Here is a 9,707-nt window from a genome sequence, read left to right on the forward strand (position 1 = left end):
AACTTAATGGCAGTGAGGCGGTTAGAGGGGTAGAAAATATCAGACTAACGACCATTTCCCACTAATAGAGATCTGAGGCGATTATTTTTGAATAAATCCTATGCAAGGATATTTGCATCGCAGGACTGACCTCCTGCACTTCTTTTAAAAACTTAAGTAAGCGAGTGCAAACGCTTTAATTGCGACCTGTAGCAGCAAGCATCAAAACTGCATTATTCAATCGATTCTGCGTCGGCATCATCGGCATCAAAAGTTGTGGGTTTTTTCTCGATAAATAAGGGATGAATCAACGCACCCATGGCAAACCCACCCAAATGCGCCCACCAGGCCGAGTTACCGCCCATGCCTGGAAACACACTAGCGGTACTAAGCTCATATAATTGCAAAATAACCCACAGGCCTAAAAAGGCAATGGCCGGGATTTCAAAAAACAGCGGAAAAATTAGAATCGGTACCAAAATCACTACTCTGGCGTAAGGAAATTTAAAAAAATAAGCACCCAACACACCAGCAATTGCTCCGGATGCCCCGACTACCGGCACCACCAGGTTTTGTGAAAAATACCATTGCGCATATGTGGCAAATAATCCGCATAGCAAATAAAACACTAAAAATCGAGTATGCCCCATCAAGTCTTCGATGTTATCGGCAAAAATCCACATAAACATCATATTTACAGCCAGATGCGCCCAACCGCCATGCAAAAACAAACTACTTAAGAACGAAAAATAATAATCCGGCGGCAAACCAAAATGCTGGGACCAAGTTGGATTGGTGTAACGCAGTGGCACCATGCCATACAGAGACAGAAAATGCTGCGCCATAGGATTCGGCATTAACAACATCAGCAAAAACACTAGCACACAAATACCCATGATGACCCAGGTAACATAAGGTGTGGTGTTACACGGTATCGAATCTCTAATCGGTATCATCTTGAGCGTCCTTCATGGTTAAAACATCAATACGAGCCTATTCAAAACATTTCGTTCCATTGCTTTTCCAGCCGTTGCACCGAAATCGGGCCGGCCGTTTTTAACTGTTGGGCAAACAAAGAAACTCTCAACTCCTCCAGACCCCAGCGAAAACTATCTTGTTCAGGTGATGGCAAAGTAGTTTTCAGCTGTTTTTCAATATATTGCCAATAACGTATCCATAAACGTTGCAAGCCTTGTACATCGGCTGAATCCGGCTTTTGCTTATCCAGACGAAATTCAATAGCTTTTAAGTAACGAGGTATCGCTTGTAACTGCAGCAATGGGGTGTAGCGAATAAAACCACTATATAACAACAAGCTTAATTGATTTTCCACATCCAGGCGTAAAGCTGGATTTACACCCGGTTGCTTTAAGCGCTGCCTGACACTCTGCAAGTTTGCCATGATTTCCATTACTTGCTTGCCAACTTGATTACAGACGCTGATTAAACTGGATTTATTTTCCGCCAGCTGGGCTTCAAAAACCTGCTGACTGCGAATCTCGACAGCATTCACAAATACGCTGCTAAAAATCAGAAACAATAAATCCTGTTTAAATTCACCACCCGGCCGTTTACTTAATAACGGATGTTTGGCCAACTGGTTATAGGCTAGCTGCAAAGCCGCCGCCACACCGCTATTTTTCAAGATGTATTGGGCTTCTTTACGACACTGCAATTGAAACAACTTGGTCAGCCCTTCAAAATGCGCCCGCTCAGCCTTTTGCTGGGTTTCCAGGATTTTCACCCCTACCGTCTCGCCTTCATCGACGATGGCCGGATAACCAACGAAAGTCTGACCTTTTTGCATAAACTGCCAGGTGTCAGGTAAATCATCAAACACCCAGGCGATACAACCCGTATGACTCATCTCCTCTTGCGCCAATTTTTCAAAACTGTGACCGGCTTTGGTGGCGTGTTCGGCCTGCAATTTAGCCAGATTACGGCCATAGCCTAGCGCCCTGCCCTTGTCATCCACTACCCGGAAATTCATTTTTAAATGCTCTGGCAGCGTATTGGGCTGCCATTCATTCAGCGGGATGGCTTCACCGGTGAGTTTACGCAAACGGTTACCCAGCCATTCGTATAACGAGCCTTTGAAATCCGGTTCGATTTCCAGACAGGCTTTAGCGGTCTGTGGCACCGGCACAAAATGCTTACGCAAGTGCTTGGGCAAGGACTTGAGCAACGCCACTATTTTTTCTTCCAGCATGCCCGGCACCAGCCAATCGAACGGTACAGAGCGAATCTGGTTCAATTGATGTACCGGAATAATCGCGGTGACGCCGTCTTCGTCGTGACCTGGGTCGAAGCGGTAATGCAATTCGATAGTCAAATCACCAATTTTTTTGCTATCCGGAAAATCCCAATCGTTGATGTGATTATCATCGTTACGCGTCAGATCTTCTTTGGTCAAAAACAAAATCTTCGGATTATCGCGTTCGACTTTTTTGCGCCACTGATCCAAGGCAATGCCGCTGACGATTTCGGCCGGCAGCTTGTTGTCGTAGAACTGGTACAGCCACTCCTCGTCTTCCACCAAATCCACCCGGCGGCCTTTGTGCTGGATGTAACCGACTTCTTCCAGCAGCTTTTCGTTGGCCTTAAAAAACGGCGCATTGGAATGATAATCCTGATTAACCAATGCATGACGGATAAACATATCCCGCGCGGCTTTGGCATCAACATTTTCGTAAGGTACTTTGCGCTTGGCTTGCAAGGTCAAACCGTATAACAAAGTGCGTTCGTAGACGCCGCAACGGCCGGCGGTTTTCTCCCAATGCGGATCGAAGTAGTTACGCCTGACCAGATGCTGGGCGCAAGCTTCAACCCATTCCGGCTCAATTTTAGCTACGGTGCGCGCATACACTTTACTGGTTTCGACTTGCTCGGCAGCCATAATCCATTTTGGCCGAGCTTTATGCTGTCCGGAGCCGGGAAAGATAAAAAATTTCAGGCCGCGAGCGCCCAGGTATTCGTATTGCTCATGTCTAAAACCAATATTGGATAACAAGCCCGGCAGCAGCGCCATATGAATCTGCTCGTAATTGGCCGGATTGCCGCTGGTTTTTAAACGTAAATCGCCCAGCGCCACCTGCATGATTTGAGTGTGAATGTCATGCCATTCGCGCATGCGCATGTAGGACAAGAAATTTTCCTGGCAATACTTGCGCAGTTTGCTGTTGGTCAGATGCTTTTTTTGCTCCTCAAAGGCATTCCACAAATTCAGCAAGGTCAGAAAATCCGAATCCTCGGCCTTGAATTGGGCATGTTTGGCTTCCGCTTGAGGCATTTTATCGGCCGGTTTGTCGCGCGGGTCTTGTATGCTCAAGGCCGAAACGATAATCGCCACCTCGTGCAACGAGCCCAATTCAGCAGCAGCCAACAGCATGCGCGCCAGCTTAGGGTCGGTGGGAATCTTGGCCAATTGCCGGCCGGTGTTGGTAAGTTGGCCTTGTTTGTCCAGCGCGTCCACTTCGAACAAAGCATTCTTGCCGTCGCGGATCATCTTGTCTTCCGGTGGCTCGACGAACGGAAAATCCTCGATATCGCCCAGCTTTAAGGCCGCCATCTGCAAAATCACCGACGACAAATTGGTGCGCAGAATTTCCGGTTCTGTGAATTCCGGCCGAGCCAGATAATCTTCCTTTGAATACAGCCGAATACAAATGCCTTCCGCCACCCGACCGCAGCGCCCGGAGCGCTGATTGGCACTGGCTTGTGAGATGCGTTCTATCGGCAGGCGTTGAATCTTGCTCTTATGACTATAACGACTGATGCGGGCATGACCGGAATCGATCACGCAGCGAATACCGGGTACAGTCAGCGAGGTTTCGGCGACGTTGGTGGCCAAAACAATACGCGGTTTATTACCGGCTGGTTTGAATACCCGCTCCTGTTCGGCCACGCTGAGCTTGGAATACAGCGGCAACACCTCGTAGCGACCATTGTTATGCGACTTGCGTAAGGATTCGGTGGTTTCGCGAATCTCATGCTCGCCGCTCAAAAAAATCAAAATATCGCCGCGCAAATCCCGATACAGCTCGTCCACCGCATCCAGTATCGCCTGCTGCAAATCAGCAGAGGTTTCGTCGTCTTCCTCGATCAGTTCTATGGGTCGGTAACGTACATCGACGGGATAGGTGCGGCCCGAGACATTGACGATGGGCGCATCATTGAAATGCTTGGCAAAGCGCTCCGGATCTATGGTGGCCGAGGTGATGATGACTTTCAGATCGCTCCGCTTGGGTAACAGCCAGCGCAGATAACCCATTAAAAAATCGATATTCAGGCTGCGTTCGTGCGCCTCATCGATAATGATGGTGTCGTATTGATTTAAATAAGGATCGTTTTGCGACTCGGCCAGCAGGATACCGTCGGTCATCAATTTGACCAAGGAATTGGGATGAGTCTGATCATGAAAGCGTACTTTATAGCCTACCGCCTGCCCAATCGGTTGCCCCAACTCTTCAGCAATCCGGTCGGCTACCGTGCGAGCAGCAATACGGCGCGGCTGGGTGTGGCCGATCAATCCCGTCACACCACGGCCAATTTCCAGACAGATTTTTGGTAGCTGGGTGGTCTTGCCGGAACCGGTTTCGCCGCAGACTATGGTCACCTGATTGTTTTTGATTAACTCGGCAATGTCGTCCTTCTTACCGCTAACCGGCAAATCCGGATAGTTAATCACCGGCACCGAAGCCCGACGTTGATTACAGCGACTGCTAGAGCGGTCAATTTTGCCGGCTAGTTGCTGTAAAGCGCCCGCCACATCCTTACCCTTGCCGGCATCGCTACGCAACCGATCGAGTTGTCGCTTTAAAGCATGCCGGTCTATATGCATGCAGTGGTTGAGATTTTTAGCGAGTTGTTTAAAAGTATCTGACGCAGACATATTGACGACTATCAAAAAAAGGCAGGTATTATGGAATGACCATCATAGCGCGGGTGAACCCGCGCATAGGTTGATAGAAACATGGATGGGTTATCAGACTCAATAAACGAGATTTTGGATAACAGCTAACGTTGGGATCGAATTAAAAAGTCAGCAGGCAAGATCGGGCTGATCTTTTCCACACCTTGAAAATGGCTTGCACAAATGCCTTGAAATTAAGAAACAATCAAACCATCTTCCATATGTAAAACATGATCCATACGAGCTGCCAGGTCCGGGTCATGGGTTACCACAAGGAAACTCACCTGTAATTCCTGATTCAATTCCAGCATTAGCTGATAAATTTGATCAGCCGTTTTACTGTCCAAATTACCGGTTGGCTCATCAGCCAAAACGCATTTTGGTTTGTTGATCAATGCTCTGGCAACGGCTGCACGCTGACGCTCACCACCGGATAACTCGCCGGGTTTGTGTGCAATACGGTGACCTAATCCTACTCTTTTTAATAAGTCTGCGGCTTGATCCTGAGCCTGTTTAATCGAATGCTTACCTATCAGCAAAGGCATAGCCACATTTTCCAGAATGGTAAATTCACCCAGCAAATGGTGAAACTGGTAGATGAAGCCTAAAGATTGATTACGCAGCTGACTTAGTTTGCCAGAGCCTACTTTGTTTAAATCAAAACCGTCTAAAGTCACATGGCCGGAAGTAGGTTTTTCCAGTCCACCCAACAAATGCAGTAAAGTACTTTTGCCTGAACCGGATGCGCCCATGATGGCCACACGTTCACCGGCGCGAATCGATAAATCCACGCCCTTCAATACTTCTACATTTAAATCGCCTTGCACAAAGCGTTTGCTAAGCTGCTGGCATTGCAAAATTATAGGTTTACTCATAACGCAGCACCTCGGCAGGATTGATACGCGAGGCCTGCCAAGCTGGATACAAGGTTGCCAGCAAGGAAAGGAAAAATGCCACAGCAGCAATCCAGTACACGTCCACCCAAATCAATTTAGAAGGTACATCACTGATGTAATACACATCTGCAGCCATAAAATGCACACCAAAAGCTTTTTCAATCGCCGGCACAATAGTTTCCACATTTAAAGCCAAAGCCACACCACCGATAGTGCCCAGCAGAGTTCCGACACTGCCAATAACACAACCCAACACAATAAAAATGCCCATCACCGATAGATTGGTCAAACCTTGAGTTTTAAGAATAGCAATATCGCCCCGCTTATCGGTCACCACCATCACCAGGGTAGACACAATGTTGAATGCCGCCACCGCCACAATCAACAATAAAATAATAAACATCGCGCGTTTTTCGGTTTGTACCGCTCGAAAAAAGTTGCTGTGAGCTTTAGTCCAGTCGCTGACACGGTATCCATCACCTAGGGCATCAGCCATGCTTTGAGTGATGATCGGGGCGTTAAACAAATCATCCAGCTTTAAGCGCAAGCCAGACACCGCCGGTTCAAGCCGAAACAATTTACCGGCATCGTCCAAATGTATCATCGCCATATTTCTATCGTATTCGTACATGCCCACTTGAAATATACCGACCACGGTAAAACGTTTCAGACGTGGCAAAATACCTGCCGGGGTGGAATTAACTTGCGGCGTAATCACAGTGACTTTATCACCCATGAACACGCCCAAATGATTGGCTAATTCAGCGCCCAGAATAATACCGAACTCACCGGACTTCAGATTATCCAGACTGCCATACTTCATTTTGTTGGCAACTTCAGATACGCCGGGTTCGTAAGCTGGCAAAATGCCTTGCACCAAGGTGCCGCTCACTTGTCTGTCTGCATTGACCATGACTTGGCCTTGAATAAAAGGTGCAGAGCCTTCCACATGCGGCATGGTTTTTACTCGCTCCGCAAGACTTTGCCAATCGTCTAATTGTCCATGACGCCCGGAAATAGTGCTATGGGCAGTCATACCCAAAATGCGTTCACGCAATTCTGCTTCAAAGCCATTCATGACCGACAACACTGTAATTAAAGCGGTGACGCCCAAAGCAATGCCTAATACAGAAGTGAAGGTAATAAAGGAGATGAACTGAGTACGACGCTTGGCACGGGTATATCGCAACCCGATGTAGAGAATTAAAGGTTTAAACATGCAATATGAGGTTAGAGGTTTTTACAATCAGCACAATAGCCATATAGATAAAGACTGTGTTCGGTCAGGTTATAGCCTAAGCGTTCGGCAATTTCCAGTTGACGTTTTTCAATAATTTCATCAGTAAATTCATCAACTTTTCCGCATTTTATACACACCACATGATCGTGATGGCTACCGGTATTAAGTTCAAAAATGGAATTGCCGCCTTCAAAATGATGACGCTCTACCAAACCTGCAGCTTCAAATTGAGTCAAGACGCGATAAACCGTCGCCAGACCTATTTCCTCACCTTCTGCCAATAAAATTTTGTAGACTTTTTCGGCCGACAGATGTCTGTCTTCGCCCTGTTTTTCCAGAATCTCCAGAATCTTGACTCTGGGCAAGGTGACCTTCAAGCCGGCATTGCGTATTTCCTGTGTTTCCATAAGTGCACATCCATCATTTGAAGCAGATGAGCATTGTAGCTTTTTTTGCCCCGAGCCGCTGGCAGATTTATGGGATAATAGCCTTTCATTTTCGACCTGAATTCACTTCAATCCATGAAAAGAACCGTTTTTCTGCTGGCTGTTACCGCACCACTGACGATGACTGCCTGCGAAACCATTTTCAATAACATGCCCGGCGTTTATAAAATCGACATCGAACAAGGCAATATGATTGATCAATCCATGGTGGATCAACTACGCCCTAACATGACGAAACGTCAGGTTTTATACATCATGGGATCACCTATGCTGGCTGATACGTTTCATACCCAGCGCTGGGATTATCTGTATTCCAATCAACCGGGTGGCGAAGACCGAGTACAAAAACGTCTAACTTTGTACTTTAATGCGGATAACCTGGCTGGGGTACAAGGCGATTTCAGGCCTAGCGCGTTACCGATTATAAAAGAATCCACTGAAACCACCGTTGACGTACCCAAGCGCGATCTGGATACCACCTTGTGGGAAAAAATTACCAGTCTATTCGATAGCGACGAGCCCAATGTCGCTCCGGCTAAAGTCTCTTCCCAGCCAGAAACAGACGAGTTTTCCATGGATAGCGACAGCATCTCCCCCTAATAACCACCCGCACAGCCTCCGGGTGTGAGCATCTGGAGCAGCATTCCAGCCTTGTAACCAGGAAAACCTAAGCAAGCCTATGGTTTGAGACGTCGACATTGCACATTGACAGTGAAGTCTAGTTCCAATAGATTGACCCTCGGTCAAACGCAATTCACTAGTAAAGGAGCTTTAATTATGTGTGATCATCAACCTAATAGCGGGGATGCGGTACGTGCAGAGTTTGTGCGAGTTGGCGTATATTCTGCATCCGGCGATAAACGCCAGACAGTAGCCCAACGTAGCGATCGTTCTGCTGCTTATTGGGTTAAATATCGCTGGCAGGGTCAAAAGTTCTGGGAGTTACATTTGCACCATAATGCACGAGGCTCTATAAATTGGGATCACACCAAGCTTAAGTGTCGCAGCTGTCAGGCATACGTAGCAATCCCTTCAAACCCAGATTCGAATCGAGCCATCCAAACCGCAAGACGAGGCGAACCTGCCGGCTGGACAAACTACTCAGACTAACCCGCTTCGGCTAACTGCTTGCTGATCACTGCCGGCAATTGTTTGGGCGCCTTGATTCGTAGTTGTTTATTGATATTAAAACGCCCAAACACCACCTCAATATCGCCGGTTGTCACCCCAAACTCTTTTGCCAGAAAGCGCACCATGTGATCGGTAGCCTTACCGCCGACCGGTGTGGCGGTAACGCTGATTTTGAGTTGATGGCCTTTAGACTTGCCGATCTTATCCAACTTTGCAGAAGGCGTACCAAGAACATTCAACACCAACACATCACCATCCCAGGTACAGAAAGCATTCATCGCCGCGCCTTTACCCGTTTTCTTAGTGTCTTCTTTCAGTTTGGTTTTTTTCACTTTTGCCATATAGATGGATATTTAACAGCCTGAAATTAAAAAAAATCACCGTAAGCACAAAAAACCTACCCACCCTACCCGACATATTCCGGCCTACATGATTAAACGCCAACCCGCCCCGGTTTATTGTGGAGGGAATAAAGACCCCTGGATTAGATACGGATCGTCCTCAGGCATACCGGCTTCAGCATTGATTACCTTGAACAACACGGAATAGGACACTTTCCAAACCTCGGTTTTGCAATCCAGCGTCACCGTTTTCGGATTCAAACGTAAAACTTTGCCGTAGCGTTCCAGTCCATCCCGGCTGGCCACAAAGCCCAAAATATCGCCAACCCCAATTTCATGGCGTTGCAAACCTTTACCTCTACTGGTATCGATTACGGTTTCCGTTTGCTCGACATTCAACCAATAATAAGGCAGATTCCAGCGTTTACCATCGGCGAGATTTTGCACCAGCACCCGGGTTTTATTGCACTCCAGCAATCGAGCTTTAACCGGCGCGTTTTGTTTGGAATCAAAATACTCGATTTCCTGACCGACACGCAGATTGCGTTTCACGGCCAACATGCGCTTAGGATCGTCCAGCATATGCTGAATCGCCACGGTTACACGATAAAGATCGAACGCTGATGCGTTTTCAAGCAGTTTTACAACTTCGGCAAAATTGACAGACATCGCTGACCTCTCCTGATTTACTTCATCATTTCCACGTTCCAGAGTTTACTTTCAGAGACGCTGGAGCGACAGGTACTGCGTTACCACGCGGAG

9 protein-coding genes are annotated in these 9,707 nt (G+C 47.4%); 2 read left to right on the forward strand and 7 right to left on the reverse strand.

Annotation, left to right across the window (positions count from 1 at the left end):
• Window positions 1-212: 212 nt before the first annotated feature.
• The 5 genes from A1359_RS19560 to fur all read right to left on the reverse strand — a co-directional run bounded on the left by A1359_RS19560 (window position 213) and on the right by fur (window position 7,434).
• Window positions 213-935 carry a rhomboid family intramembrane serine protease gene (locus A1359_RS19560; RefSeq protein WP_066987441.1) on the reverse strand — a complete coding sequence of 241 codons (723 nt, stop codon included), beginning with the start codon at window positions 933-935 and terminating at the stop codon, window positions 213-215.
• Window positions 936-976: 41 nt separating this feature from the next.
• On the reverse strand, window positions 977-4,870 hold the full coding sequence (hrpA, locus tag A1359_RS19565; RefSeq protein ID WP_066987444.1) for an ATP-dependent RNA helicase HrpA: 3,894 nt from the start codon (window positions 4,868-4,870) through the stop codon (window positions 977-979).
• A gap of 215 nt (window positions 4,871-5,085) precedes the next feature.
• A complete protein-coding gene (gene lolD, locus A1359_RS19570; protein ID WP_066987447.1) occupies window positions 5,086-5,766 on the reverse strand; it encodes a lipoprotein-releasing ABC transporter ATP-binding protein LolD in 681 nt (226 codons plus the stop codon).
• Window positions 5,759-7,006 (reverse strand): lipoprotein-releasing ABC transporter permease subunit, encoded by a 1,248-nt coding sequence (locus A1359_RS19575; RefSeq protein WP_066987450.1) that lies wholly within the window; start codon window positions 7,004-7,006, stop codon window positions 5,759-5,761. The genes lolD and A1359_RS19575 overlap by 8 nt, the downstream gene beginning before the upstream one ends.
• Before the next feature lie 11 nt (window positions 7,007-7,017).
• Complete coding sequence (gene fur / locus A1359_RS19580) at window positions 7,018-7,434, reverse strand: ferric iron uptake transcriptional regulator (protein ID WP_066987452.1); 417 nt, start codon at window positions 7,432-7,434, stop codon at window positions 7,018-7,020.
• Between the two features lie 114 nt (window positions 7,435-7,548).
• Here fur and A1359_RS19585 point away from each other — a divergent pair, with 114 nt between their 5' ends.
• Window positions 7,549-8,073, forward strand: a complete 525-nt coding sequence (locus tag A1359_RS19585; protein ID WP_066987456.1) for an outer membrane protein assembly factor BamE — start codon at window positions 7,549-7,551, stop codon at window positions 8,071-8,073.
• Window positions 8,074-8,250: 177 nt separating this feature from the next.
• Window positions 8,251-8,583: a hypothetical protein gene (locus tag A1359_RS19590; RefSeq protein WP_066987460.1), complete on the forward strand. Its 333-nt coding sequence runs from the start codon at window positions 8,251-8,253 to the stop codon at window positions 8,581-8,583.
• Here A1359_RS19590 and A1359_RS19595 read toward each other — a convergent pair.
• On the reverse strand, window positions 8,580-8,945 hold the full coding sequence (locus A1359_RS19595; protein WP_198159417.1) for a DUF167 domain-containing protein: 366 nt from the start codon (window positions 8,943-8,945) through the stop codon (window positions 8,580-8,582). The two genes, A1359_RS19590 and A1359_RS19595, sit on opposite strands and share 4 nt — an antisense overlap.
• A gap of 114 nt (window positions 8,946-9,059) precedes the next feature.
• Complete coding sequence (locus A1359_RS19600; RefSeq protein ID WP_066987464.1) at window positions 9,060-9,614, reverse strand: hypothetical protein; 555 nt, start codon at window positions 9,612-9,614, stop codon at window positions 9,060-9,062.
• Window positions 9,615-9,707: the final 93 nt, after the last annotated feature.

The sequence above is a fragment of the Methylomonas lenta genome (assembly GCF_001644015.1).
Lineage (GTDB): Bacteria > Pseudomonadota > Gammaproteobacteria > Methylococcales > Methylomonadaceae > Methylomonas > Methylomonas lenta.

Bases quoted from the DNA above. Each gene is read 5' to 3' on its own strand.
- hrpA (WP_066987444.1), bottom strand. From the start codon at position 4,870: ATGTCTGCGTCAGATACTTTTAAACAACTCGCTAAAAATCTCAACCAC.
- A1359_RS19560 (WP_066987441.1), bottom strand. From the start codon at position 935: ATGATACCGATTAGAGATTCGATACCGTGTAACACCACACCTTATGTT.
- A1359_RS19575 (WP_066987450.1), bottom strand. From the start codon at position 7,006: ATGTTTAAACCTTTAATTCTCTACATCGGGTTGCGATATACCCGTGCC.
- A1359_RS19600 (WP_066987464.1), bottom strand. From the start codon at position 9,614: ATGTCTGTCAATTTTGCCGAAGTTGTAAAACTGCTTGAAAACGCATCA.
- lolD (WP_066987447.1), bottom strand. From the start codon at position 5,766: ATGAGTAAACCTATAATTTTGCAATGCCAGCAGCTTAGCAAACGCTTT.
- A1359_RS19595 (WP_198159417.1), bottom strand. From the start codon at position 8,945: ATGGCAAAAGTGAAAAAAACCAAACTGAAAGAAGACACTAAGAAAACG.
- A1359_RS19590 (WP_066987460.1), top strand. From the start codon at position 8,251: ATGTGTGATCATCAACCTAATAGCGGGGATGCGGTACGTGCAGAGTTT.
- fur (WP_066987452.1), bottom strand. From the start codon at position 7,434: ATGGAAACACAGGAAATACGCAATGCCGGCTTGAAGGTCACCTTGCCC.
- A1359_RS19585 (WP_066987456.1), top strand. From the start codon at position 7,549: ATGAAAAGAACCGTTTTTCTGCTGGCTGTTACCGCACCACTGACGATG.